Raw genomic sequence first — 24,966 nt, forward strand, 5'->3', positions numbered from 1 at the left:
CCTCCCCTGCGGCGCAAGCATGGACGTCCAAACGAACGCCATGCCGCGACCGGACTTCGATCCTACTGCAAGCGTGACGCCATCAACGTGAAGCCGCCGAGGTTTTGCGTCAGGCCAGCCGCTCGCGCGGCATGCCGCGCAGACGCAGCGTGAACACCACGCCACTGCCGTCGTCGAGATTGCGGGCTTCGGCACGGCCCTGATGCCGTTCGACGATCAACCGCACCACGTACAACCCCAGCCCCAGATGCGTGGCGCCCTCGTGGCCGCGATCCTCGCGCACGCTGACCAGCGAATCGAACAGACGGTCCTGCATCGCCGCCGGCAGCGGCGGACCCTGGTTGGCCAGTTCCAGCACGGCCTCGTCGCCCTCGACGTGCAGGCCGAGACGGATCCAGCCGTCCTCCGGCGTGAACGACACCGCGTTGCCGAACAGCTTGTCCAGCGCCTGGGCGATCAGTTCGGGCGCACCGTGCAAGGTCACCGGCAAAGCCGGCAGTTCCAGTTCGATGCGACGCGGCGCGGCCAAGGCGCGATAGCCCTCGGCGCAGCCGTGCACGACCTCGCGCAGGTCGAAGGTCTCGGCCTCGGCCGCCTCGATGGCGCGCTCCATGCGGCTGGCCTCGCTCATCGCCCGCACCAGCGAGCCCATGCGCGTGACGCCATCGCGGGCGCGCTGCAGATAGGGCCGCGCATGTTCGGGCAGGCCGGCGTGTTCGAGGTTGTCCAGCGACGACTTCACGATCGCCAGCGGCGTGTTGAGTTCGTGCGACAACTTGGAAGCCAGCGTGCGCAGGTAATCGGTGTACCCCGCCACGGCCTGGGTCAGACGCTCGAAGCTGCGCGCCAGATCGCCCAGCTCGTCGGTATCGTCGTGCGACGGGAACGCGCCCGAGTGACGGCCGTCGCGCGCCTGCGCCCGCTCGGCGGCGTCGCGCAGCCGACCCAGACGCACGCTCAGGCGCGTGGCGAAACCGAACAGCACCAGTCCGGCCGCCAGCAGCACGCCGAGGCTGGCCAGCAGCAGCGCGAACAGCGCGCGGTTGGCCAGCAGCGGCACCGCCAGGCTGGCCTGATCGAGCTGCAACGCGCCGCGCAGCACGCCGTTGGCGTCGCGCACCGGCACGGTGACGCTGAGGATCACGCTGCCGCGCTGTTCGCCCAGCGTCCACGAGATCGCCTCCTTGCCGGCCAGCGCCTCGCGCACCTGCGGCGTGTCCAAGCGCGGCGCGTCCTGGGTCCACGGCTGCGCCGCATCGAACGGCGCGGCGATCAGCAGGCGGTAGATGGTGTAGGCCAGCCAGCCGGGACGCCGTTGCGGGTCCTCGTGCGTGCGCAGCGAACCGGCCGTCGCCAGCAGCCACGCGCGCGTACCGAGCACGCGCGCCTGCACGCCGTCCGGCGCCAGTTGCGCCAGTTCCGCCGACAGCGAGCGCGAATAGCTGAGCAGCGGCCGCACCGGTTCGGTCAGATCGGCCGTGGCGGCATCGGCGTCGTGCACGCTGAGGCCGAGTCCGTTCACGCCCAGCGACCGCGGCAGACGCAGTTCGATGCGGTAGCCGCTGCCGTCGTCCTGCCACTGTCCGTTGATGTGGTCGGGAAAGCCGTCGTCGCGGCAGTCGTTCAGTGCCGGCGCGGAGAAACCGCCCGGCGCGGCACTGGCGATCAGATAGGTACACAGCCGTTGCCCACGCGCCAGCGTCAGCAGCACGTGATCGGCGCGCATCGCGTCCGGCGCATCGGCGTCGCGACGCGTGCGCGTGGTGTCGCGGATCGATGCGAACAGATACAGCCAGGCATCGTCGTGCGCCAGCATCAGCCGGCCGCGATCGCCCAGCGGTTGCGCCCACGGCGTCATCGGCCCCCAGTCGTCGCCGTAGCCGTCGACGGTGATCGCATCGACCGGACGCTGCACGTACCAGCCGCTGCTCTTCGGCAGCGCCGCGCCGACCACCACCAGCGAACGCGCCAGCGCATGCGCCGAGGCCGCCAGCGCCTGCGCCTGCCCGCGCCGCAGCAGCGTCTCCATCTGCCGCACATAGAGCAGACCCACCAACGGCAGCACCAGCGTGCACAGGGCGACCAGAAGCAGTTTGCGGCGCAGGGTCATGCAGGAGGGTTCCGTCGCGCGATCACATCGCTCACCAGCTTACTTCGTCCCGGACACGGCGGGCGGACCGGAAGCGGGGTCGTAGCGCAGGTACCGCGAATGCGTGACCACCCGCTCGAACGCGGTCAGCTTTGCGGCGCGCTGCGGGTCCTTTGCACCGATGCTGATCGACCAGCTGTAGTGGATGCCGGTGCGCTTGCCCGGATCGCAGAACACCACGGCATCCTCGACACGATCGCTGCCGCGGTACCGCACTCCGACGCACGTCACGCCCTTGGGTTCCGGCGCCGACAGCACGGCGACGGTCGCTTTCGGATCGCGCCGCAGATACTCGCTCCGATCCTTGTCCAGATCCTGTCCGAGAGTCTTGCCGTCCGAAAGCCAGACGTTCAGCACCATCACGCCCTCGGGCTTGCCGGTCCATTCACCGCGATAGATCACCATCGGCACGCCGACCCAGCGTGCATGATCGCAGCAGTCCGCCGTCCAACCCGCCGGCACGTCGGTAACGATGGACCAACCGGGCCACTTGTCCCCGGCCCGGCCATAGGCCACGGCGGACTTTCCGGTTGGAGACGCCGCCTGTGCGGCTGTTGCGCACAGGCCCAGCAACAACGCGAAGCCAAGAAGGATGGCGCGCGGCATCGCTCTCAAGGCTTCCATCGGTAACCGACGCCGTGCACGGTTTCGATGGCGTCGAAGTCCGGCGCGATGGCGACGAACTTCTTGCGGATGCGCTTGATGTGCGAGGTGATGGTGGCGTCGTCGACCACCAGTTCGGCTTCGCGCATCAGCTGATCGCGGTTCTTCACATGGCCGGGGAAGCGCACCAGCGTGTGCACCATCCAGAACTCGGTCACCGTCAGCGGAATCTCGGCGCCGTTCCAGGTGATGCGCATGCGCTCGGATTCCAGCTTCAGCGGGCCGTGCTCGATCACCGTTTCGCTGGCCTCGGGCGTCTTCAGCGCTTCGATGCGGCGGAACAGCGCGCCGATGCGCGCGGCCAGGTGGTGCAGGCTGGTGTCCTTGCTGAGGTAGTCGTCGGCGCCCAGCCGCAGACCGGAGATCACGTCGAAATCCGAATCGCGCGCGGTCAGGAAGATGATTGGCAGCGTCGACGACTTCGCGCGCAGCTCGCGGCACAGGTCGAAGCCGCCTTCCGGTTCGTCGCCCAGGCCGATGTCGATGATGACCAGTTCCGGCAGCCGCGAGCCGAACGCGTTGGAGGCGTCGCGGCGCGAAGGATAGCCGCGCACTTCGTAGCCGAAACGCGTCAGCGCTTCGACGTAGTTGGCGCGGATGGACGGTTCGTCTTCGACGATAGCGATGCTGCGCCCCATAAGCGGGCTCCTTGCGGATGGGTGGTCGTTGTCGTGCAGCCTGCATCGGCGCGCGGTCCCGCGCAAGGCGCAAACCGCCTCTGCCCGCATTCGGCCACATCTGGTCGGCGGATTGCCCGCAGCGCGTCCCCGCGCGCGCCGCGCCGCCGTCTTTCATGGATACCGAGGACGCACACAGGAGACGACCATGACCACCGCCACCGACAACACCGACCTGCAACGCGGCATCGAACCGCTGCGCGTGATCCTGGCGATCGGCGCGCTGCTGCTGGGCCTGCTGGTCGGCCTGCTGTGATGAAGCTTCAGGAGACGCCCATGAACCTGTTCGACGACTTTCTGCCGATTGCCGTGGAAGGCGCCGGCCCGACGGCGGCGGAAGGATTCGCCGCCGTCGTGGAACCGGTCGAGCCCGATCCGGACTGGCATCCGCTGTAAAACTCCCGCCCGCCCTTGGGTGATTCCGATTGACCCCCGCTCGCGGGGGTCTTTTTTTTTGGCCGCCCAAATAGCACTGCCCGCAATGCGCCATATGCGGCCCGCATTCGGTCCGATCGCGGACGCTTGCCGGACCCACGCGTGTCCTGCAATGGCATCACCGCCACTGAAAGGACGCCTCGCCATGAACGACCTCGCTCGACGCTCCGCCCGCCGCCTGGACTGGCGCCCGCCGCTGGTCCTGTTGCTGTTGCTGCTGTGCACCGCCACGCTGCGCGCGCAGCAGGCGCCCGGCAGCGGCGAACTGCGCCTGATCGACGCCGGCGGCATGGCACACGTGCAGGCCAGTCTCGACACCGACGTCGCCTACCGCGTCGACGGCCTGGTCGCCGACGTCACCGTGCATCAGCGTTTCCGCAACGACAGCAAGGACTGGATGCAGGGCACGTATCTGTTGCCGCTGCCCGACGGTGCGGCGGTGTACGCGATGACGCTGCACATCGGCAAGCGCACCGTCGTCGGCGAGATCCGCGAGAAGGAGGCCGCGCGCAAGGTCTTCGCGCAAGCGCGCGCCAGCGGGCACAAGGCCGCCTTGATCGAAGCCGACAGCGGGAACCTGTTCCGTACCGCGGTGACCAACGTCGCGCCCGGCGAGCAGGTCGACATCGAGCTGCACTACTGGCAGCGCGTGGACTACCGCGACGGCACCTTCTCGCTGCACTTCCCGCTGACCTACACGCCGCGCTACCACATGGCGAAAGGCGCCATGCCGGCGGCGCACGATCCCGGCATCGCCGCGACGCAGACCTTCGCTTCGGCCAAGAGCGAACCGCCGCTGCGTACGCAGATCGCGGTCACGCTCAATACCGGCGTGCCGCTGGCCAACGTCGTCAGCCCCAGCCATGCCATCGACACCTCGCACCACGGCGCGACCTGGAACGTGCAGCTGCGCGACGCCAGCGTGGTGCCCGACCGCGACTTCATCCTGCGCTGGACGCCGCAACCGCAGACCCAGCCGAACGTCGCCAGCTTCGTCGAAACCGTCGGCGACGCGCACTACGCCACGCTGATGGTGATGCCGCCGCAACAACAAGCGCGCACGTTGCCGCGCGAGCTGATCCTGGTGATCGACACGTCCGGTTCGATGGAAGGCGCGTCGATCCGCCAGGCGCGCGCGGCACTGGATCTGGCGTTGAAGAACCTGCGCCCGGAGGACCGCTTCAACGTCATCGAATTCAATTCCGACATGAAGATGCTGCATCCGCAGGCGGTGCAGGCCACGCCCGAAGCCGTGCAGCAGGCACGCGACTGGGTCGCCGCGCTGAATGCTGGCGGCGGCACCGAGATGGCGCCGGCGCTGAAGGCCGCGCTCGACGGGCATGCGCCGGAGGGCTACGTGCGCCAGGTCGTGTTCGCCACCGACGGCGCGGTCGACAACGATGCCGGCCTCATTCATTTGATCGATCGCGATCTCGGCGATTCGCGCCTGTTCCCGGTCGGCATCGGCAGCGCGCCGAACGCCGGATTCCTGAAGCAGGCGGCGGTGCACGGCCGCGGCAGCGAGACGCTGATTCCCGATCTGCATGAAGTCGGCGACGCCATGCGCGGTCTGCTGGCGCGGCTCGGCCATCCGGCGCTGCGCAACCTGCGCATCGACTGGCCGCACGGCGCACAGGCCTATCCGCGCGCCCTGCCCGACCTGTACCTGGGCGAGCCGCTGCTGGTCACCGCGCGCCTCGACGCGCCCGGCGGCCGCGTGCAGCTGCACGGCCAGCTTGCCGACCGCGCCTGGACCGCACCGGTATCGCTGGATGCGGCGCGCCCGGCGCGCGGCCTGAACCGGCTGTGGGCGCAGGCACGCATCGACCATCTCGAAGAGCAGCTGCGTCAGGGCGGCGACGAGAACACGCTGCGCCCGCAGATCGTGAAGACCGCGCTGGATGCGCATCTGGTCAGCCGCTACACCAGCCTGGTCGCCGTCGACCGCACGCCGGCGCGCGACAAACCGCAGGCGCTGCGCGACACGCAGATTCCCAACGTGCTGCCGGCTGGTTCGGCCTTCGCCCAGACCGCCACGTCGGCGCGCGTGTGGATGCTGCTGGCGGCGCTGATGCTGCTGTTCGCCCTGACCGCATCGTGGTGGCAGCGGCGCGACGCGGAGGGACGTGCGTGAGTCTGCGCCGCGCCCGCTGGCTGGTGCCCGCGCTGCTCGGTATCGCCGTGCTGTTGGGCGGCCGCGCCGGCTGGATTCACGCCAAGGCGATGCTGGCCCAGGTGCTGCTGGAACGCGCCTGGGCCGGCAGCGACCACGGCCGCCATCTGCGCCGACCGTGGCCGTGGGCCGACATGGCGCCGATCGCGCGGCTGCGGGTGCCGCGGCTGCACCGGGATCTGATCGTGCTGGATCGCGACAGCGGCCAGGCGCTGGCCTTCGGACCGGGCTGGACACCTTCCAGCGCCGCGCCCGGCGCACCCGGTCTGAGCGTCATCAGCGCCCATCGCGACACGCAATTCGACTTTCTCGGCGCGCTGCGCGCGGGCGACGGCATCGTGCTGGACAGCGCCAAGGGCACGACCCGCTACCGCGTCGTGCGCGCGGACGTCGTCGACAGCCGCCGCACACGCCTGCCGGCCGCCGACAGCGCCGACGGCCTGTTGCTGGTGACCTGCTACCCGTTCGACGCGGTGATGGCTGGCGGGCCGCTGCGCTACACGGTCTTTGCGCAGCGCGTCGCGTCCGCGCAGGCGGGGGATCACGGTTGACGGTGACTGCACCGTGCTGGAGTGAGCAGCGCGAACTCCAACACCACGGAATCCGTGGTCCCTCGATGCTTGCGATGAAACCCTCTCTAGGGTTCGCATCCGCTCACCCGAGCCACACCGAAAAGTCAGCCGATCGCGCGGCGCATCGCGTCGATTTCAGCCTTGTAATCGGTCGCACCGAAGATGGCCGAGCCGGCGACGAAGGTGTCCGCGCCGGCCGCCGCGATGTCGCCGATGTTGTCGGCCTTCACGCCGCCGTCGATCTCCAGGCGGATGGCGCGGCCGCTGGCATCGATGCGCTCGCGCGCCTGACGCAGCTTGTCCAGCGCCGCGGGAATGAATTTCTGCCCGCCGAAGCCCGGATTGACCGACATGATGAGCACCAGGTCGACCTTGTCCATGACGTAGTCGAGGTAGCTCAGCGGCGTGGCCGGATTGAACACCAGACCGGCCTGGCAGCCGCACTCGCGGATCAGGCCCAGGGTGCGGTCGACGTGCTCGACGGCCTCCGGATGGAAGCTGATCAGGGTCGCGCCGGCCTCGGCGAAGTCGGGCACGATGCGGTCCACCGGCTTGACCATCAGGTGCACGTCGATGGGCGCGGTGATGCCGTACGTGCGCAGCGCCTTGAGCACCATCGGCCCCATCGTCAGATTGGGCACGTAGTGGTTGTCCATGACGTCGAAGTGCACCCAGTCGCCGCCGGCCTCCAGCACGGCGCGGGTGTCCTCGCCCAGCCGCGCGAAGTCGGCCGAGAGAATGGACGGAGCGATGACGGGAGTTTGCCTGGCCATGATGGAATCCGGTCGTTGAAGGGACGAGGAGCGGCCTGTCTGCACGCAGGCCGTTGTAGCACGAGCGGCCCGCGCGGACTTACTTGAAGCCGCGCTCGGCCTTGATGCGTTCGTAGGCGGCATTGATCTCGCTGGCGCGATCTTCGGCGCGCTTGCGCAGATCCTCGGGCAGGTCGCCGAGGCGGTCCGGGTGATGTTCGGAGATCAGCTTGCGGTAGGCGCGCTTGATGGCGCGGTCGTCCGTATCGCGCTGGACACCGAGAATCGCGTGCGGATCGGGACCGGACGGTTCGCGTCGCGGCGGCGTGTATCCGCCGCCCGCGCCCGCGCCGCCCCAGCCGCGTCCGCCGCCGCCCGGCGGCGTCCAGGCGTAGCCCTTCATCGCCATCACCGCCATCAGCTCCATCTCGCTGATGCGCAGAGCCGCAGCGAGCCGGCGCAGCAGCTGCATCTTGCCCTCGCTGGCGCCTTCGGCCAGCACCGTCTCGACCACCACGTCGAGGATGGTGATGGCGTGGTCGCGGCGACCGCCGGTCCAGGCGCGCAGCTGCGCCAGCGCCGCGTCGAGGTCGAAGTCCGATTGCTTGCCGAGGTTGAAGCTGGCCACAGCGTGACGGCGCTGTTCCTGGTTCAGACCCATGCGCGTCATCAGGCGCTCGGCAACCGCGATCTCCTTCTCGCTGACGCGGCCGTCGGCCTTGGCCACCGCGCCGAGCAGCGCGAACAGCGGCTGCACCACCTGATCGAACGAGGTGCGCGGCCGCGCGGCGCGCTGCGAGGACGTCAGCAACCAGCCGATCACGCCGCCGAGCAGCGCCCCCATGAAGTTGTGCAGCACCAGGTATCCGATGACCGCGCCGATGATCGCGCCCATTACGGCGACGCCTCCGTCTGCGGCGACGCCGGCGGCTGCGCAGCGAACCATGTCGCCAGCGCCTTCAGCTGCGCCTCGCTGAGCGGACCAAGCGCCGCGCGCATGACCGCCACGTCGCGGCGACCGTCGCGGTACTGGTGCATCGCGTCCAGCAGGTAGTCGACGCGCTGCGCCGCCAGATTCGGTGCACCGGGCACCACCGCGATGCCGTGCTCGCCGTGGCAGGCCGCGCACATGCCGAGCTGCGGCGGAGGCGTTGCAGCGCCAGCCTGCGCCGCGACGGGTGCGGCCAGCAGCAGTGCCGCCCACAGGGGAAAAGCCTTCATCGCCGTTCCGAAGCCGTGTCAAAGACCCTCATTCTACCAGCCCGACGCCGCGCGTTCGCCGCCGCGCGCCGCTACAATGAGTGTCCGTTCCCCAGGAATGTCTCGCCGTGCCCACCTGCCTCATGCAATCGGACCTGCTGGGTCTGCAACCGACCTACCGCGGCAAGGTCCGCGATGTCTACGAACTGTCGGACGAGCGCCTGCTGATCGTCGCCAGCGACCGCCTGTCCGCGTTCGACGTGATCCTGCCCGACCCGATCCCGGGCAAGGGCGAGATGCTGACGCAGATCTCCAATTTCTGGTTCGACAAGACCGCACACCTGATGCCCAACCACCTCACCGGCACGCCGGTCGCCGAGGTGCTGCCGGAAGGCACCGACGTCGCCCTGTACGAAAAGCGCGCCGTGGTGACCAAGAAACTGACGCCGGTGCCGGTCGAGGCCATCGCCCGCGGCTACCTGATCGGCTCGGGCTGGAAGGACTACCAGGCCACCGGCCAGCTCTGCGGCATCGACCTGCCGACCGGCCTGCGCCAGGCCGAGCAGCTGGCCGAACCGATCTTCACGCCTTCGACCAAGGCCGCGGCCGGCGACCACGACGAGAACATCGGCTTCGACCAGATGGTCGCCAAGATCGGCGGCGAACTGGCGGAGAAGGTGCGCGAGGCGACCCTGGCGATCTACCGCTTCGCCGCCTCGCACGCGGCCGAGCGCGGCATCCTCATCGCCGACACCAAGCTGGAGTTCGGCACCGACGCCGACGGCACGCTGTACGTGATGGACGAGATGCTCACGCCCGACTCCTCGCGCTTCTGGCCAGCCGACGAGTACAAGGTCGGCACCAGCCCGCCGAGCTTCGACAAGCAGTTCGTGCGCGATCACCTGGAGACGCTGGACTGGAACAAGAAGGCACCCGGCCCGTCGCTGCCGACCCGCATCATCGAAGGCACCGCCGCGCGCTACGCCGAGGCGCTCAAGCGCCTGGCCGGCATCGTGCTGGACTGAGCCGCGACGAACGTGGACCGGGCACAACACGCCGATCACGACGCCATCCCGTCATCCCGGCGAAAGCCGGGACCTAGTGTCTCTATTCGCGCCGCGAAGTCGCTGGGTCCAGGCTTTCGCCGGGATGACGACCGTACGGTTGTACCGCTGCTCGAATTCGGCTGGTTTTACCGCACGACAATTTTAATCCGCGCATGAACGCGCGCGAGCAAGAAACGGACCGACGCGAGGGTCAGGCCTTATGAAGCATGCTCCAGCCGGATACGAGTGTCCGTTCTGCGGCATCGCCGAGACGCTTCCATCGCCTGCTCCAGCGTCCGCCGTTGTCTTGGTGGATGCCAACGTGTTCGCTTTGGTCCCGACGCACCACTACGCCGGAATCAAAGGCAACTGCCTCGTGGTGCCCCGGCGCCATTACGAGAACGTATGGGACATCCCGGACAACCTCGGCAACGACTTCTTCCGTGCCACGCGTCGCCTGGCGGATGCCATGCGGCATGCCTTCGGGTGTGAGGGCATCTCCACTCGCCAACACAACGGGCCTGCCGGCAATCAAGATGTGTGGCACTACCATCTTCATGTATTTCCTCGCTACGCAAGTGACGACTTGTATGCGGGACCGAAGGCGCCCTACACGAACGAGGAGCGCATCGAGTGGGCAGCCGCTCTCCGGGCTGCTTTGAGCTGAAAGATCAGCGTTCTTTGCTTGCGGGCCGGACGGCCTGAATGCACCATACGAACCGGACCATTCATCCAGGCAGACACGCGGCGCGTGCCGCTTCACTCAGGCGATACACACCATGCGCGACGCACAGCAGTGGTTCGACGCCTACAGTCAGGACCACCAGAACGCCACCAACCGCGCCATTCACTGGGTCTGCGTGCCGGTGATCCTGTGGTGCGTGATCGCCGCGCTGTGGTTGATTCCGGTGCCGCCGATGCTGGGCCGTCAGGGGCTGTGGGCGGTCGGCATCATGTTCCTGTCGTTCCTGTTCTACTACCGCACCTCGCGCGCCATCGGCCTGGGCATGGCGGTGGTGTTCGCGGTATTCGGGCTGATCGCGCACTTCGTCTACCTACAACTGGGCACGGTCCGACTGGCGTGGCTGGCCGGCATCCTGTTCGTGCTGGCGTGGATCGGCCAGTTCGTCGGCCACAAGATCGAGGGCCACAAGCCGTCGTTCCTGACCGACCTGACCTACCTGCTGATCGGCCCCGCCTGGCTGCTGGGCAAGCTGATGCGCCGCGTCGGCCTGCGGTACTGACGCCGGCTGCGGCACAATAGCGGCTTTCCGCACCGGTCAACGCCATGAGTTCACTACTGGCGATCAGCTCCTCGCTGGTCTACCTGATCCTCGCCGACAGCGTGGTCGCGCTGCTGCTGGCCCTGATCTGCTGGGGTCTGCTGCGCTGGAACACGCGCTGCCCGGTGCCGTTCAACCGCGTGTATCTGGCCTGCCTGCTGTGGGCGCTGGCCGCCAGCGCGGTGACCCTCGGCCTGATCTCGCTGGGCGGCAAGCAGGCGGTCGGACCCGGCCACCAACTACTGGCCTCGGGCTGGATCCGCGTCGCCGTGCTGCTCGACATGCTGCTGGGCGTGGCGCTGCTGTGGCGACTGGTGCCGCGCGGCGACGGCCACCGCATCACGCTCGGCAACGCCTGCCTGTGCGTGGGCGTCATCGCCGTGCTGGCGCTGATCCCGTTGGCCGGCTTCTCGCGCTGAGCGCCGTTCGGTCGCGAACGCACGTCACGCGCTTGCTGGATCGACACGCAACCCGATGTCGGCGCGGGTCGTGCGCGACCCTCGAACCGGCGTCGCGTCTTACGGGCGAAAATCGCGCGGCTTCACGCCGAGCTGGCGCTCCAGTTCGCGATTGTCGGCAATCAGATTCTCGTCCAGCCGCGCGATCGCGCCGCGCACGCGCGGACTGAGCAACGCAGCCAGCCGCAACGCCAAGCGTGGCACCGGCAGCGGCAGCGTCCAGCGCGGCAGACCGGCGCGCACGCGCGCGAACATCTGCCGGGCGCTGAGGCGCTCGCCACCACCGGCTTCCAGCACGCGGTCCGGTGCGTGCTCCATATGCAGGGCCGCGAACACGGCGGCGGCCAGATCCTGCGCGTGCACCGGCTGACGCAGGCCGCGCCCGGCAGGCAGCGGAAACACCCGCCAACGCATCGCGCGTTTTGCCAGCGGCGTCAGGCTGCGGTCGCGACCGTCGCCGTAGATCAGCGTGGCGCGCAGGATCGCCCAGTGCAGGCCGCGTCGTTCGCAGGTCGCGGCCAGCCTCGCCTCGGCGTCGCGTAGCCGCGCAGCCAGCGCGCGCTCGGCGGTCAGCGGCGCTTCGCGCTTGCTTTCGGCGCTCATCGACGACATCGCCACGATGCGCGGCGTTCCGATCAGGGACGCCTGCTCCAGCCAGGCGACGAAATGATCCAGCGGGCCCACGCACACCACCGCATCGACGGCGGGCAAGGCCGGCACGTCGTCCGGCAGCGCGCCCTGCACCCATTCGCCCGATGCATCGTCGCGAGGCCGACGGCTGACCGCCACGAACGCATCGCCCGCTTCGCGCAGCCGCGGAAGCAGGAATCGGCCGATGGACCCGCTGGCACCGAAGACCACCACATGCATGCAGATAAAATCCTTTGAAATCAATTCACTGATTGCGAACACCGCGCCGCGCGACCCACCGCGCGCGGAAACGGGAAGTTAACCCGTGGCGCCGCCCGCGGATGATAGGCTGCATCTTCGAACCGCCGCCGGGAGAGTTCCATGATCGCCCGAATCTGGCGCGGGATCACGTCGCGCGATCTGGCCGACGAGTATCTCGCCCACCTGCAGGAACAGGCCGTACCGCGCCTCGAAGGTGCGAAAGGCCTGTTGCACTCCTACATCCTCCAGCGCGAGCAGGGGGACAAGAGCGAATTCCAGGTCATCACGCTGTGGGATTCGCACGAGTCCATGCAGGCCTGGGTCGGCGGCGATCCGGAGCGCGCCGTGTACCTGGACGAGGAGGACCGCTTCCTGCTCGACATGGAACCGCTGGTGCGCCTGTACGACACCCACGAGATTATTCCCTGACCCTTCGTCGCCGCCCGTGAGACATGCGCGCGGCACCCTGCCCGCCCATGACTCTGCGCAGCCTCTTCGTCGACTTCAACAGCTACTTCGCCTCGGTCGAGCAACACGACGACGAAGCGCTGCGCGGCCGTCCGGTGGCGGTGGCGCCGGTGGCCGCCGAAACCACCTGCTGCATCGCCGCCAGCTACGAGGCCAAGGCCTTCGGCGTGAAGACCGGCACGCAGGTGCGCGAGGCGCGCCGCCTGTGTCCGGACATCGTCGTCGTGCAGGCGCGGCCCGAGCGCTACGTGCACTGGCACCACCGGCTGATGCAAGCCATCGACCGCGCCATTCCCGTCGGCGTGCCCAGCTCCATCGACGAGGTCGCCTGCGAACTGGTCGGCCGGCAGCGCCAGCGCGACGTCGCCGAGCAGATCGCGCAGCAGGTCAAGGCCGAGATCGCCGCCATCGCGCCCGGCGGCGCGATCCGCTGCTCGATCGGCATCGCGCCCAATCCGTGGCTGGCCAAGACTGCCTCGGACATGCGCAAACCCGACGGCCTGACCGTGATCGAGCAGAGCGACCTGCCGCATGCCCTGCACGCCCTGGAACTGCGCGACCTGTGCGGCATCGGCCCGTCCATGCATCGCCGTCTGCTCGAACACGGCATCCACAGCGTCGCCGATCTGACCGCCGCGCCGCCGCACCTGCTGCGCCACGCCTGGGGCGGCATCGAGGGCGAACGCATGTGGGGGCTGCTGCACGGCCAGTGGCTGCCGCCGACCAAGACCACGCGCAGCTCGATCGGTCACTCGCACGTGCTGAACCCGGAACTGCGCTCGGCCGAAGGCGCGCGCGCGGTGCTGGCCAAGCTGCTGGCCAAGGCCGCCATGCGGCTGCGCCGCGACGATCTGCTGAGCGGCGCGCTGGCGGTGCACATCCGCTTCGTCGGCCACGACGAACGCTGGGGCGCGGACCTGGGCTTCGACCCCACCGACGACACCCGCGCCCTGCTGCATCTGATGAACCGCATGCTCGACGGTCCGCGCCGCCATCGTCGCGCCCTGCCCGGCCCGCCGCGCGCGATGCCGCTGTCGGTCAGCGTGACCCTGCACAAGCTGGTCGCGCGCACGCAGAGCAGCGGCTCGCTGTTCGCGCCGCTGGAATCGATGCGCAAGCTGGACGCCGTGGTCGACCGCATCAACGCCAAGTACGGCCTCAACAAGGTCTACTTCGGCAGCATGCAGACTGCGCTCGAACACGACGCCGCGCCGATGCGCATTCCCTTCAGCCACATCCCCGAGGCGGCCGAGCAGGATGCCGAACAGCATCCGCTGTGGCTGAAGTCGATGAACCAGGCCAAGGTGCTGGCCGAAGGCGAGCACCGCCACCGCGAACGCGAACGACGGGGCTGATCCGCGCTCAGGACTTGTGCGGCAGCGCGGCGGGGGCGTCCTTGACCACCTGCATCGACACCGGCTTGTGATAGCTCGCCGAGAGGATGCACACATACGCCGCCAGCGGCGGTAGCCCGACCTCGGCGCGGCGCGCATCGACGTGCGCCAGATCCTCGGTCGGCTGCAGCATCATCACGCCGTGCGTACGCTTGTCGCTGATGAATTGCGTGCCGTAGCGCTGCGGCTTGCCCTGCTCGCGCAGCACCCGGTCGGTCAGCAGGGCGAAGTCCTGACCCGACACATCGCCCGCGGCGCGCAGCTTCGCCAGCTGCGGGAGCACGCTCGCCTGCAGCGCCGGATCGCGCGTGGCGTGCTGCACCAGGATGAACGCGGCCTGCACGCCATCTTTGCCGACCATCGCGGGCGTCGGAAATCCGTGTGCGGCAAGCATTTTGCGCAACTGCACCAGATGGTCCGCATCGACCTGCTGCATGCGCTTGGCCAACGGGCCGTCCATCGCCAGACCGGCAGCAATCCAGGCGTTGCGTGCATCCTGATCGGCCTTGAACATCGCCAGCAGACGCTTGCGAAGAATCGGGTCCGTCGGCGTCGCCGTGTCCGCGACATGCGCCTTTTCCGGCGGCTTGTGGTGCGCCTGTTCCCACGCGGCGAACGCCGGACACGCCGCTTCCAGCGACGTATCGCCACCGCCGCCATCGGCCATCGCGGACATCGAGACCACCAGTGCGGCCAACCAGCAGACGACCGGTATCCATGTGCTCTTCATCGGTACGCACTCCAGCGTTGCGGAACCCGGACGTTATAGCAGGAGCGACCGGCGCTGCGTCGGAAAGGGCACCCGCATCGACGCTGCTGTCGGGTGCGGAACCGCTGCAAGCGTGCTGTCGCGCGATGAACCGGCTTCCTGCACGCCCATGGCGGCGCGAACTGCGCGCACATGCATGAAAGCGTCCTGCCGACCCATCTGACCCGAATCGGATGCGCGCATACCGGAGGTTTCGCACGCCCCTCGTTCGGCTCGCCCCGTGTCCTCGCGGCAAAGCTTGCCGCCACGTACCATGCGCTGCGTACAATCGAACGTCCCCGAACCTCGCCTCGCTCATGCCCTCGCCGCGCAAGATCATCCACGTCGACATGGACGCGTTCTACGCGTCGGTCGAGCAGCGCGACGACCCGCGCCTGCGCGGCAAGCCCGTGGTGGTGGCCTGGCGTGGCGCGCGTTCGGTGGTGTGCGCGGCCAGTTACGAGGCGCGTCCGTTCGGCGTGCGCTCGGCGATGCCGGCGCTGCGCGCGGAGCGGCTGTGCCCGCAGGCGATCTTCGTGGCCCCGGACTTCACCCGCTACAAGGCCGTGTCGCGGCAGATTCACGCGATCTTCGCGCGTCATACCGACCTGATCGAACCGCTGTCGCTGGACGAAGCCTACCTCGACGTCACCGACGCCAAGTCCGGCCTGCCCTCGGCCACCGCGACCGCCGAGGCGATCCGCGCCACGATTTTCGAGGAAACCGAACTCACCGCCTCCGCCGGCATCGCGCCGAACAAGTTCCTGGCCAAGATCGCCTCGGACTGGAATAAGCCCAACGGCCAGTTCGTGATCCGGCCGAGTCAGGTCGAGGCGTTTTTGACGCCGCTCGACGTGGGCAAGATTCCCGGCGTCGGCAAGGTCATGCAGCAGCGCCTGGCCAAGCTCGGCATCCGCACCGTCGGCGACCTGCGCACGCACCCGCGCGCGGCGCTGGAACAGCGCTTCGGGCGCTGGGGCGGACGCCTGTACGAACTGGCCCGCGGCATCGACGAACGGGCGGTCAGCAACGAACGCGAGCTGCAGCAGATTTCCTCGGAAGACACCTTCGCCGAAGACCTGTCGCTGGAGGCGCTGGAAGCCGACATCCGCCGTCTCGCCGGCAAGACCTGGGCCGCGTACGAGCGCAAGAGCGACGAGGAGCGCCCGCGCGTGGCGCGCACCATCGTGCTGAAGCTGAAGACCGCCGACTTCCGCACCCTCACCCGCAGCCTGACCCCACAGCAGCCGCCGCAGAGCGAACGCGAACTGGCCGATATCGCCTGCGCGCTGCGCGGTCGCGTGGAACTGCCGGACACGACCCGCTACCGTCTGGTCGGCGTGGGCCTGTCCGGTTTCGTCGACGCCGACAGCCATCTGGTGCAGAACGACCTGTTCGGCGACGCGCCATGACGATGTGCGCGTGATCGCAGACAGCGGACGGGCATCCCTCTGCGGAACGCCCGCCCAGCGCATGAGCGACAGCGATGACGGTCGTCACGGCCGCCCGGCGATCATCCGCCAGACCTCGCGCGGACCCGACGCGCGACGCAGGTCGGCCAGCAGCCGTCCCCATTCGCCGAAGGCCAGTCCGAACGGATTCTGCGTGCCCAGCGGATGGGCCAGCCCGTAGCGCAGCGGCTGGTCCGCGCGCTCCTTGCGCAGCGTGCCGAACAGGCGGTCGTAGACGATCAGCACGCCGCCGTAGTTGCAATCCAGGTAGTACGGATTGGACGCATGATGCACGCGATGGTGCGCGGGCGTGTTGAAGATCCACTCCAGCGGCCCGAGCGTGCGCACGACCTCGGTGTGCAGGAAGAACTGGTACTGCAGATTGAACGCCAGCAGCACGAACACCATGCGCGGATCGAAGCCGGCCAGCACCAGCGGCAGGTAGAACACCCAGGCCATCGACAGCAGGTTGGTCCAGCCCAGCCGGATCGCCGACAGCAGCGTCATCTGCTCCGGCGTGTGATGCACGGCGTGGTTGGCCCAGATCCAGCGCACGGTATGGCTGCAACGGTGCATCCAGTAATACGCCAACTCCACGGCGAAGAAACCGATCACCCACACGCGCCAATCCTGCATCGACCAGTGCACCGGCGCCAGCCGCCACGCGCCCAGGAACAGGCCGCCCAGCACGCCGGCGCTGAGCGCCGTGCTGAACACATGCCCGAGGCCGACCGCGACCGAGGCCCAGGCACCCTTGCCGTCGTAGCCGAACTGCGGCCGGCGGCGACGCCACAACCACTCGGCCAGCACCAGGGCCAGCATCAGCAGCGCCAGCGTCGGCGAACGTGCGAGAACGTTCATGAGGACCTCCTAGTGCTTCGCCAGCGCCTGCACGCGTTCGCGCGCCTGCTGCATCTCGGCCTGATCGACGAAACCGTCGTGGTTGACGTCGACCGTGACGAACAGCTCCTGCCCGGCCGCCATGAACTCGTCGCGACTGACGCGTCCGTCATGGTTGACGTCGGCCATCTGCTCCATCGCCTTGGCCATCTGCGACCAGCGGCTGTTGTTGCGCACGAAGCGCGGCAGGTCGGCGTCGGTGATGAAGCCGTCGTGGTTGCGGTCGAGCTGATCGAAGCGCCTAGCGCGCGACGCCTGGAATTCCTGCAGGCTGACGCGGCCGTCGTGGTTGGCGTCGGTCTGCGCGAAACGACGGGCGGGATCGCGCTGCATGCCTTGGGCGGACACCGCGGTCGCGCTGGCGCACGCGAAGACGGCCAGCATCAAAGTGAAAGAGATTCGCATGTCATGACTCCGTGTGAGAAAGGGAACGTGGTGTCGCGTCACCGTCGCCGTCACCGTTGCGGCGGTCCGGACGCGCGGCGGCGTCCGAACCGCGCCGCCGGGCAACTCAACGGCATGCGATCGCGTTACCGCTGGCATCCGTGCAGGTGCCGGTGTAGGTGACGCCCTGTCCCTGGGTGTAGGTGGTCTGGCCGCTGTAGCTGTTGCCGGTACTGGCGTTGGTCACGTCGGTATTGCGCGTGGTCACGCCGTTGGCCGTGCTGGTGTCCGCGTGGTAGCTGCCGCGCACGCCGCTGGCGTTGGTCTGCGACTGGCCGCTGACGCTGCCGTCGGCGCCACGCGCATAGCTGCCGTTGCTGCTGAACGTGCCGCCGGAGGCCGTGGAGCCGTAGGCGTTGTGCGAGGACGCGGCCGATCCGTCGGCGTTACGCACGTAGCTGTTGCTGCCCCGGTAACTGCCGCCGTTGGCGCCGGACACGTAGCGGCCGCCACGGTGTTGCACGCTGCCGTCGGCGCCGGTCGCGGTGTAGCCGCCGCGCACGGCCGTGCCGCGAGCGCCCGATACGGCGGTGCCGCGCACATGGGTGATGCCGCCGGCAGCGTTACCGCCGGTCGCGCCGACGTGCACGCGTCCGAAGCGCTGCGCGGAGGCCGGCTGTGCCAGGCCGAACGCGGCGATGCACAGCGCGGCCAACGAAGCGATGCGAAGAGGTTGCGTGATCTGGAACATGATCGGAACTCCTGCGGATGAGTGAAGGAACCTGCATGCACGCGAGCGTCGGCTTGCGGCACGTCCGCAGTATTCGGCGCGGGCATGCGCCGAGGTGTGTCCGAATGCCGCCGGATGTGAGCGTTTGTTGCTCGCGGCCGCGACAGAAACATGTGCTTACACATGCCGCCCGCCGCGCCTTGCTACGCCTGCGCGGGCGGGAGATAGTCGCGGCATGGAATCGCCCCACATCCTGATCGTCGACGACGACCTGCGCCTGCGCGACCTGCTCGAACGCTATCTCGACCAGCAGGGCTTCCGCGTGCGCGGCGCGGCGCACGCGGCCGGCATGCGCAAGGCCCTCGGCGAGCATCACGTCGACCTGATCGTGCTCGACCTGATGCTGCCGGACGCCGACGGTCTCGAACTGTGCCGCGGCCTGCGCGCGGAAAACGTGCAGACGCCGATCATCATGCTCACCGCCAAGGGCGACGATATCGACCGTATCGTCGGTCTCGAAATCGGCGCCGACGACTATCTGGCCAAGCCGTGCAATCCGCGCGAACTGGCCGCGCGCATCCGCGCCGTGCTGCGCCGCCGGCCGCGCACGCCGAGCGGCGCACCGCAGGTCGAACAGGTCGCGGTACGCTTCGGCCGGTTCGTATTCGAGCCGTCCACGCGCCAGTTGCTGGAGAACGGCGAACCGGTGCGACTGACCAGCGGCGAATTCGCGGTGCTCGCGGCGCTGGTGGCGCATCCATTCGAGACGCTGACCCGCGAACGCCTGATCGCCCTGGCGCGCGGCCGCGAGCACGACGCCTTCGACCGCAGCATCGACGTGATGGTGTCGCGCCTGCGCCGCTGTCTGGAAGACGACCCGCGCCAGCCGCGATGGCTGCAGACCGTGTGGGGCGAAGGCTACGTGTTCGTGCCGGACGAGGACGACGCATGAAACGCGCGCCGACCACGTTTTCGCTGGTGCTCGGCCTGGTGGCGCTGGCGATCTTCATCGCGCTGGCGCTGGCGGCACTGCTGTCCGGACGCATCGGCCAGAGCGCCATCGGCCAGCCCTACGGCCACCTGGTGGCGACCACGGCGATGAGCGCGGACGATCTGGCCAACCGTTCCGACGCCGCCTCGCAGGCGCTGCTGCGCAAGTTGCGACAGCAAGGCGTGCGTTTCTCCGACGCCTCACCACCGGCGCCGACCATGCGCGTCGCGCCGCTGCTTCGCACCATCGGACGCGCCGCCGCGCGCGATCTCGGCGATCCGTCGCGCGTCGTGGTGACGCAAGCGCCGGACACCGAGATCTGGGTGCGCAGCGCCTACGACCCGCAGCGCTGGATCGTACTGCGCGCCATCAACTACCGCCCCGCCGCGCTGCGCTCGACCGCGCTGGTGATGCTGGTGTCCGGCCTGCTCGCGCTGATCGCGGCGGCGCTGGCCGCGCGCCTGCTGACGCGTCCGCTGGAGCGGCTGTCCACGCATGCGGCGAAGCTGCTCGGCGGCGCGCCGATGACCGAGCAGTTGCGCGGCAGTCCGCGCGAAGTGCGCGACCTCGCCGCAGCCATCGGCGCCGCGGGTGCGCGCCAGCGCGAGGCTTCGCGCGAACGCGAGCTGATGCTGGCCGGCATCTCGCACGACCTGCGCACGCCGCTGGCTCGACTGCGCGTGGCGCTGGAACTGGGCGACGGCGCGGATGCGCAGCGGCGCGACGCGATGGTCGACGACCTGGACGAACTCGACACCGCGCTGGAGCAATGTCTGGCCTTCGTGCGCGACGGCCGGGACGAAGCGCTGCGCGTCATCGACCTCAGCGTGCTCGCCGGCCAGCTGCTGGCGCTGCGCGATGCGCCGGAGGAGTGGACACTGCAGGCGCCGGAAGCCCTCAGCGTGCGGGTGCGCCCGAGTCTGCTGCGACGTGCGTTGGGCAACCTGATGGACAACGCCGAAAGGCACGGCGCGGCGCCGTTCGCGCTGACGCTCGAACGCCATGGCGCGCTGCTGGACCTACGCGTGACCGACCACGGCCGCGGCGCGCCGGCGGCGCTGCTGGAGCGCCTCGGCCAACCGTTCCTGCGCGGCGATCCCGCGCGCGGCGGCGGCGGCATGGGGCTGGGCCTGAGCATCGCGCGCCGCGCCGCGGAACTGCACGACGGTCAACTGCTGCTGACGAACGGCGCGGACAGCGGCTTCGTGGCGACCCTGCGGTTTCCGATCAGCGCCGAGTAATCCGCGCACCGGCTTCAGGCGTGCGGACGCCCCAGCGTGTGCCGCGCCAGACGATCGAACACCGCGAACGCGGCCACACAGACCGCCGCCGTCAGCACCCAACCGTGCTGGAACAGACGCGACAGCGGCGCCCAGGCGCCGAACCCGCTCAGCCCTACGCCGATGCCCAGCGCCACACCGTAGCCCAGCGCCAAACCGCCCAGCACGCGCCGACGGAACCGTCGCACCTGCGCATGCCGCGCCTGCTGGCGCGCGGCCAACGCGGCCACGTCCGCGGCAAAATCCGCGTCCGGCGTCGGGCGCGGCAGATCGGCCAGCGCGGTGAACAGGGCCACATCAGCGACATCCTCGCCATCCGCGGCGCGGCCCTCGCGCACCGCGCGCCAGACGCGCTCCTGGGCATCCCAGACCGATGCATCCACGGGTTCGTGCGTTGGCTTGCGCGTGTTCATGCAGGTTCTCCGATGTACTCGGCCATGCGTGCGCGCAGCTGCTGGCGCGCGCGATACAGGTGACTTTTGACGGTGCCCTCGGGCGCGCCCACGATGCGCGCGATCTCCGGAATCGTCATCTCTTCCAGATGATAGAGCGTCAGCGCGGTGCGCTGGACCGGCGCCAGGGTGTCCATCTGTTCGAGCAGCCAGGCCGTCATTTCATCTTGCTCGGCGGCCTGCGCGACGTCATGTCCGCTGTTCATGCCGTCCAGCAGGGCCTGTCCTTCCTCGCCGCCGATGTTGCTCGAAAGCGCCTTGCGCCGGCGCTCCATGTGGCGCAGCGCGATGCTGTAGGCGATGCGCCCGATCCAGGTCTTCAACGCGCTCTCGAAACGGTACTGATGCAGGCATTGATGCACGCGCAGAAACGTTTCCTGGCACAGATCGCGTGTCTCGTCGGGATCGCGCACGATGCGCTGGACGATATGCCAGCACAACCCCTGATGCAGGCGCACCAGTCGCTCGAACGCCCCGGCGCGACCCCCGGTCACGGCCTGGACCAGTTCGCGGTCGCTCATCATGTGGACCTGTCCCTCATGCATGCATGGATACGCCCGCAGGCGAAACGGTTGCAAGCGAATCGCTGCAACCGTTCGTCGCATCGACGTATCTCTGCTTCAGGAACGGCGCCTCGCCGCCCTGCCCACGGAGTTCCGCATGACCTTTCTGATTCCCATCACGTTCTTCCTCTGCCTCACCTACGCCATCAAGGCCGGTTTCGACGCCATCGTGCGCTATCGCATCGTCAAAGAGGGCGTATCCGGCGAACTCATGGAATCGATGATCGCGACCGACCGCGAACAGCGCCGCTACAGCTCGCTGCGCTGGGGCCTGTTCCTGGTCGCCATCGGCGTCGCCTTCGCCCTCATCGCCGCGTTCGGCTGGACCTCCATCACGCCCGGCGCCATCGCCGTGATCGCCGTCTGCACCGGCATCAGCCAGCTGGTCTACTACGGTATCGTGCGCCGCACGGCCTGATTCGGCGTCCTCCGCACCCCGGCGCAGGGCCGGGGTGCGGACACCCGCACAGCCCCCTGCGATTTCTGAACCCCACGCGAGCCTATCTGTCCTATGCTGTAGTCATCACGATTCGATGTAGGGGACCGAAAACGTGAGTCAGCAGGGAACGCCCCGTTGGAAGGTCACGCCGCAACCCGGCAATCAGATCAACTCCACGGACATCAGCGCAGACGGGGGCATCTGCCTCTTGGGTACGTCGCAGGAATACGGCACAGGGCAGTTCGCCGTGTTCTGCTTCAACCGCATCAGCCAGCAACGCTGGAGCGATCCGCTTCCCAGCACGACCTACCAGGGCGTGTTCTGGGTCGCCGTCAGCGTGGACGGGCGCTATGGCGCGGCCGGCGGCACCCAGAGCCAGACCGCGAGCAGCGCCGGCTTCCTGCGCGCCTACGCCATGGAGAACGGCACGCGGCTGCTGGACGAATCGCTGCCTTCGCGCGTCAATCAGGTCGCTCTGTCCGATGCGGGCGAACGGCTGGTCGCCGTCGCCGGTGACAGCCTGTACGTCTACGACCTGCGCGGAGACGGCTACGCAAGGCTCGCCCAGCCATCCTTCGCCGGCGAATACTGCCGCACCTGCGCCATCAGCGCCGACGGCCGGCGCATCGTGGTTGGCACCTCGATCAACAGCGACAGCGACGATGCCGAGTCCTGCTTCCGCTGGAGCCGGGACACCGACGGCAGCGATGCCGGCGGCGCCGTGCATGTGTTCGATATCGATGACCGGCAGCTGCAGGCGCATGCCACCAGCCGGACCGACGCCGGCATCATGCACGTCGCCATGCTGCCGAACGGCAGCTGCTGGGTCGCCTCGCGTCACGACGGTCAGGCGATGGCCTTCACGGCCGACGTCTCGTTGTCCGACGGCACACCGGCCTGGATCTATGCGCCGGCAGGCATCGCCTTGGACGTGGCCTACGGCATCGCCGTGGCCGAGACCGAGGACGGCGAGGTCCGCGTGGTCTGCGGTGCGAACCTGCAGGACACCGCCAAGGATCGCGGCTGCCTGTATGCCGTACGCTCGCAGCGCGAGCCCGGCGATACGCCGTCCTACACTCCGACACCGCTGTGGCAGCACACGCTCGCGCACGACCCCAACCCCGGCATCAACATGGACCGCAAGGCGCAGTGGGTGACCGCGACCGACGGGCAACCCGACGGTGGCACGTCGGAAAGCAAGGGCAATTTCTATCTATTCGCAGCCGGCAGCGGCAGACTGGCCTGGCAGTACACTACGTCGCTGATGAATTGGCCGATGGCCATCGCCGCCGACGGCCACGCCGTATTCGGCGGCAGCGACGACGGCTCGGCTTATTACTGGATGCTGATCTAGCGGATCGAACGGACACATGAATGCGCGCAGACACGGCCCGTATCCGTTGAACGCCTGGCACCGCCTGATGCAGCGTCTGCAGGCGTCCGAAAGTCATGCGTGGCTGCGCTATCCGTTGCTGGCGCTGGCCTGGCTGGCGCTGTGGCGATTGTCGGCGCTGATGCAGTACGCCCCGCACGCCAGTCTCTGGTTTCCGCCGGCCGGCCTGACTTTCGCCGCGCTGCTGGTCATCGGCTGGCGCGCGATCCCGGTGCTGATGATCTGCGCCGTGACGGTCACATTCTGGGTCGACCGCATGTACCAGTCGCATGCCTCGATCCACGACCTGCTGCTGACCGGCCTGGTGTTCGGCGCCGTGCACTGCCTGTCGTACGGTCTGGGCGCGGGAATCCTGCGCCGCATCGTGCGCCGCAGAACGATGGCCTCGCTGCCGGCGATCATCACCGCTTTTCTGGTCGTGGTATGCCTGTCGTCGCTGTGCGCGGCGCTGAGCGGCGTGCAGTCGCTCCAGGTCGCAGGCATTCTCGACGATCAGGGCGCAACGGGATTGTGGCTGCCCTGGTGGATCGGCGACATGGCCGGCACGATGGTGCTGGCACCATTGTTTCTGGGACTGCTCAGCCGCGGCTATCCCGAGATCACCTCCTGGCTGGGCGGACTCGACTTCCAAGGCCATGCGCATCCCGTCGGCACGTACCTCAGCAAACTGCTGCTGAGCGTGTTCCTGCTCAGCCTGGTGATGCTGCTCGCGGCCCATTTCAAGCGTCAGGAAATCGCCTTCGGCGTGTTCTTCCTGATCGTGCCGCAGATGTGGATCGTCTACACCGAGAGTCCGTTCCGCAGTGCGCTGAGCCTGGCCATGTTCAGCACCGCAATGGCGATATGGATGGCGGCGCTGCACCTGGTCGAGCAGGCGCTGGTGTACCAGTTCGCCATCTGCGTCATTGCCGCCAGCGCCTATTTCGGCCTGGCCGTGCCGGTGCTCGTGGCCAGCAACAAGCAACTGAGCGAAATGGCCTTCAACGACAGCCTGACCAAGGTGGCCAGCAAGCACCACTTCTTCGAGCGCAGCGAGCACACCCTGACCGACACGCGCCGCTACGGACTGCCGGCCTCGCTGATCCTGCTGGACATCGATCGCTTCAAGGACATCAACGACAGCTTCGGCCATGCCGTGGGCGACCAGGCGCTGGTGCGGCTGGCAATGACGGTGAAAATGCAGTTGCGCCAGTCGGACGTGTTCGGCCGCTTCGGCGGCGACGAATTCATGCTGCTGTTGCCGGGCACCAACCTGGGCCACGCCCTAAGCATGGCCGAGCGCCTGCGCCGCCTGCTGCACGATATCGCCGTGCCCGGCACCGACCGTCACCTCACGGCAAGTTTCGGCGTGGTCGCCATCGACCCCGAAGAGACCATCATGCAGGCCTTCAAACGGGCCGATCAGTTGCTGCTTGACGCCAAGCGCAATGGCCGCAACAGCATCGGCAGCATCGAAAAGACCGGCTCGTGAGAC

The 24,966-nt window shown here is 68.5% G+C and carries 27 protein-coding genes; 14 read left to right on the plus strand and 13 right to left on the minus strand.

The window, feature by feature from the left end; genetic code table 11:
* Window positions 1–109: 109 nt before the first annotated feature.
* The 3 genes from LF63_RS13435 to pdsR are packed head-to-tail and all read right to left on the minus strand — an operon-like array spanning window position 110 to window position 3,450.
* Window positions 110–2,110, minus strand: coding sequence for an ATP-binding protein (locus LF63_RS13435; RefSeq protein ID WP_043102611.1), 2,001 nt, complete (start codon window positions 2,108–2,110; stop codon window positions 110–112).
* Between the two features lie 39 nt (window positions 2,111–2,149).
* Window positions 2,150–2,755, minus strand: coding sequence for a hypothetical protein (locus LF63_RS13440; RefSeq protein ID WP_043102613.1), 606 nt, complete (start codon window positions 2,753–2,755; stop codon window positions 2,150–2,152).
* A 5-nt stretch (window positions 2,756–2,760) separates the two neighbouring features.
* Window positions 2,761–3,450, minus strand: a complete 690-nt coding sequence (pdsR, locus tag LF63_RS13445) for a proteobacterial dedicated sortase system response regulator (RefSeq protein WP_043102614.1) — start codon at window positions 3,448–3,450, stop codon at window positions 2,761–2,763.
* A 619-nt stretch (window positions 3,451–4,069) separates the two neighbouring features.
* On the opposite strand from pdsR, the gene LF63_RS13450 reads away from it, so the two are divergent.
* Both LF63_RS13450 and LF63_RS15605 read left to right on the plus strand, forming a co-directional pair.
* Window positions 4,070–6,058, plus strand: coding sequence for a marine proteobacterial sortase target protein (locus LF63_RS13450; protein ID WP_052395105.1), 1,989 nt, complete (start codon window positions 4,070–4,072; stop codon window positions 6,056–6,058).
* Window positions 6,055–6,648: a class GN sortase gene (locus LF63_RS15605; RefSeq protein ID WP_043102616.1), complete on the plus strand. Its 594-nt coding sequence runs from the start codon at window positions 6,055–6,057 to the stop codon at window positions 6,646–6,648. The genes LF63_RS13450 and LF63_RS15605 overlap by 4 nt, the downstream gene beginning before the upstream one ends.
* Window positions 6,649–6,773: 125 nt before the next feature.
* On the opposite strand, the gene rpe is transcribed toward LF63_RS15605, so the two are convergent.
* The 3 genes from rpe to LF63_RS13470 all read right to left on the minus strand — a co-directional run bounded on the left by rpe (window position 6,774) and on the right by LF63_RS13470 (window position 8,642).
* On the minus strand, window positions 6,774–7,442 hold the full coding sequence (gene rpe, locus LF63_RS13460) for a ribulose-phosphate 3-epimerase (RefSeq protein ID WP_043102617.1): 669 nt from the start codon (window positions 7,440–7,442) through the stop codon (window positions 6,774–6,776).
* 79 nt (window positions 7,443–7,521) lie between these two features.
* The gene (djlA, locus tag LF63_RS13465) at window positions 7,522–8,316 is read right to left on the minus strand and encodes a co-chaperone DjlA (RefSeq protein WP_043102619.1); all 795 of its coding nucleotides are present in this window, start codon (window positions 8,314–8,316) and stop codon (window positions 7,522–7,524) included.
* Window positions 8,316–8,642, minus strand: coding sequence for a c-type cytochrome (locus LF63_RS13470; protein WP_043102620.1), 327 nt, complete (start codon window positions 8,640–8,642; stop codon window positions 8,316–8,318). The genes djlA and LF63_RS13470 overlap by 1 nt, the downstream gene beginning before the upstream one ends.
* A gap of 107 nt (window positions 8,643–8,749) precedes the next feature.
* On the opposite strand from LF63_RS13470, the gene LF63_RS13475 reads away from it, so the two are divergent.
* From LF63_RS13475 to LF63_RS13490, 4 genes are all read left to right on the plus strand, one after another.
* A complete protein-coding gene (locus LF63_RS13475; protein ID WP_043102621.1) occupies window positions 8,750–9,646 on the plus strand; it encodes a phosphoribosylaminoimidazolesuccinocarboxamide synthase in 897 nt (298 codons plus the stop codon).
* 331 nt (window positions 9,647–9,977) lie between these two features.
* Window positions 9,978–10,334 carry an HIT family protein gene (locus LF63_RS13480; RefSeq protein WP_043103925.1) on the plus strand — a complete coding sequence of 119 codons (357 nt, stop codon included), beginning with the start codon at window positions 9,978–9,980 and terminating at the stop codon, window positions 10,332–10,334.
* A 112-nt stretch (window positions 10,335–10,446) separates the two neighbouring features.
* The gene (locus tag LF63_RS13485; RefSeq protein WP_043102623.1) at window positions 10,447–10,911 is read left to right on the plus strand and encodes an Mpo1 family 2-hydroxy fatty acid dioxygenase; all 465 of its coding nucleotides are present in this window, start codon (window positions 10,447–10,449) and stop codon (window positions 10,909–10,911) included.
* A 44-nt stretch (window positions 10,912–10,955) separates the two neighbouring features.
* Window positions 10,956–11,369, plus strand: coding sequence for a hypothetical protein (locus LF63_RS13490; RefSeq protein WP_043102625.1), 414 nt, complete (start codon window positions 10,956–10,958; stop codon window positions 11,367–11,369).
* 99 nt (window positions 11,370–11,468) lie between these two features.
* On the opposite strand, the gene LF63_RS13495 is transcribed toward LF63_RS13490, so the two are convergent.
* A complete protein-coding gene (locus LF63_RS13495; protein WP_043102626.1) occupies window positions 11,469–12,278 on the minus strand; it encodes an SDR family oxidoreductase in 810 nt (269 codons plus the stop codon).
* Window positions 12,279–12,419: 141 nt separating this feature from the next.
* Here LF63_RS13495 and LF63_RS13500 point away from each other — a divergent pair, with 141 nt between their 5' ends.
* Complete coding sequence (locus LF63_RS13500) at window positions 12,420–12,728, plus strand: antibiotic biosynthesis monooxygenase family protein (protein ID WP_043102629.1); 309 nt, start codon at window positions 12,420–12,422, stop codon at window positions 12,726–12,728.
* A 47-nt stretch (window positions 12,729–12,775) separates the two neighbouring features.
* A complete protein-coding gene (locus tag LF63_RS13505) occupies window positions 12,776–14,122 on the plus strand; it encodes a DNA polymerase Y family protein (RefSeq protein ID WP_052395106.1) in 1,347 nt (448 codons plus the stop codon).
* A gap of 7 nt (window positions 14,123–14,129) precedes the next feature.
* Here the strand turns inward: LF63_RS13505 and LF63_RS13510 are convergent, their stop codons facing one another.
* A complete protein-coding gene (locus tag LF63_RS13510; RefSeq protein ID WP_052395108.1) occupies window positions 14,130–14,891 on the minus strand; it encodes a DUF6624 domain-containing protein in 762 nt (253 codons plus the stop codon).
* Between the two features lie 335 nt (window positions 14,892–15,226).
* Between LF63_RS13510 and dinB the strand changes: the two genes are divergently transcribed.
* Window positions 15,227–16,321: a DNA polymerase IV gene (dinB, locus tag LF63_RS13515; RefSeq protein WP_043102630.1), complete on the plus strand. Its 1,095-nt coding sequence runs from the start codon at window positions 15,227–15,229 to the stop codon at window positions 16,319–16,321.
* A gap of 84 nt (window positions 16,322–16,405) precedes the next feature.
* Here dinB and LF63_RS13520 read toward each other — a convergent pair whose 3' ends face one another.
* From LF63_RS13520 to LF63_RS15345, 3 genes are all read right to left on the minus strand, one after another.
* On the minus strand, window positions 16,406–17,221 hold the full coding sequence (locus LF63_RS13520) for a sterol desaturase family protein (protein WP_043102633.1): 816 nt from the start codon (window positions 17,219–17,221) through the stop codon (window positions 16,406–16,408).
* Between the two features lie 9 nt (window positions 17,222–17,230).
* Complete coding sequence (locus LF63_RS13525; protein ID WP_161782351.1) at window positions 17,231–17,665, minus strand: EF-hand domain-containing protein; 435 nt, start codon at window positions 17,663–17,665, stop codon at window positions 17,231–17,233.
* Window positions 17,666–17,771: 106 nt separating this feature from the next.
* A complete protein-coding gene (locus LF63_RS15345) occupies window positions 17,772–18,395 on the minus strand; it encodes a hypothetical protein (protein ID WP_052395113.1) in 624 nt (207 codons plus the stop codon).
* A 214-nt stretch (window positions 18,396–18,609) separates the two neighbouring features.
* Here LF63_RS15345 and ompR point away from each other — a divergent pair, with 214 nt between their 5' ends.
* Together ompR and LF63_RS13540 are read left to right on the plus strand one after the other, a co-directional pair.
* Window positions 18,610–19,326 (plus strand): osmolarity response regulator transcription factor OmpR, encoded by a 717-nt coding sequence (gene ompR / locus LF63_RS13535; RefSeq protein WP_043102634.1) that lies wholly within the window; start codon window positions 18,610–18,612, stop codon window positions 19,324–19,326.
* On the plus strand, window positions 19,323–20,606 hold the full coding sequence (locus tag LF63_RS13540) for an ATP-binding protein (RefSeq protein WP_043102636.1): 1,284 nt from the start codon (window positions 19,323–19,325) through the stop codon (window positions 20,604–20,606). The genes ompR and LF63_RS13540 overlap by 4 nt, the downstream gene beginning before the upstream one ends.
* Before the next feature lie 14 nt (window positions 20,607–20,620).
* Here the strand turns inward: LF63_RS13540 and LF63_RS13545 are convergent, their stop codons facing one another.
* Together LF63_RS13545 and LF63_RS13550 are read right to left on the minus strand one after the other, a co-directional pair.
* The gene (locus tag LF63_RS13545) at window positions 20,621–21,058 is read right to left on the minus strand and encodes a hypothetical protein (protein WP_043102638.1); all 438 of its coding nucleotides are present in this window, start codon (window positions 21,056–21,058) and stop codon (window positions 20,621–20,623) included.
* The gene (locus tag LF63_RS13550) at window positions 21,055–21,621 is read right to left on the minus strand and encodes an RNA polymerase sigma factor (protein WP_043102639.1); all 567 of its coding nucleotides are present in this window, start codon (window positions 21,619–21,621) and stop codon (window positions 21,055–21,057) included. Before LF63_RS13550 ends, LF63_RS13545 begins: the two co-directional genes overlap by 4 nt.
* Before the next feature lie 136 nt (window positions 21,622–21,757).
* On the opposite strand from LF63_RS13550, the gene LF63_RS13555 reads away from it, so the two are divergent.
* From LF63_RS13555 to LF63_RS13565, 3 genes are all read left to right on the plus strand, one after another.
* Window positions 21,758–22,078 carry a DUF6249 domain-containing protein gene (locus LF63_RS13555; RefSeq protein ID WP_043102642.1) on the plus strand — a complete coding sequence of 107 codons (321 nt, stop codon included), beginning with the start codon at window positions 21,758–21,760 and terminating at the stop codon, window positions 22,076–22,078.
* A gap of 133 nt (window positions 22,079–22,211) precedes the next feature.
* Window positions 22,212–23,453, plus strand: coding sequence for a WD40 repeat domain-containing protein (locus LF63_RS13560; RefSeq protein ID WP_152569340.1), 1,242 nt, complete (start codon window positions 22,212–22,214; stop codon window positions 23,451–23,453).
* A gap of 16 nt (window positions 23,454–23,469) precedes the next feature.
* A complete protein-coding gene (locus tag LF63_RS13565) occupies window positions 23,470–24,963 on the plus strand; it encodes a sensor domain-containing diguanylate cyclase (protein ID WP_235205334.1) in 1,494 nt (497 codons plus the stop codon).
* Window positions 24,964–24,966: the final 3 nt, after the last annotated feature.

The sequence above is a fragment of the Oleiagrimonas soli genome, from assembly GCF_000761445.1.
GTDB lineage: Bacteria > Pseudomonadota > Gammaproteobacteria > Xanthomonadales > Rhodanobacteraceae > Oleiagrimonas > Oleiagrimonas soli.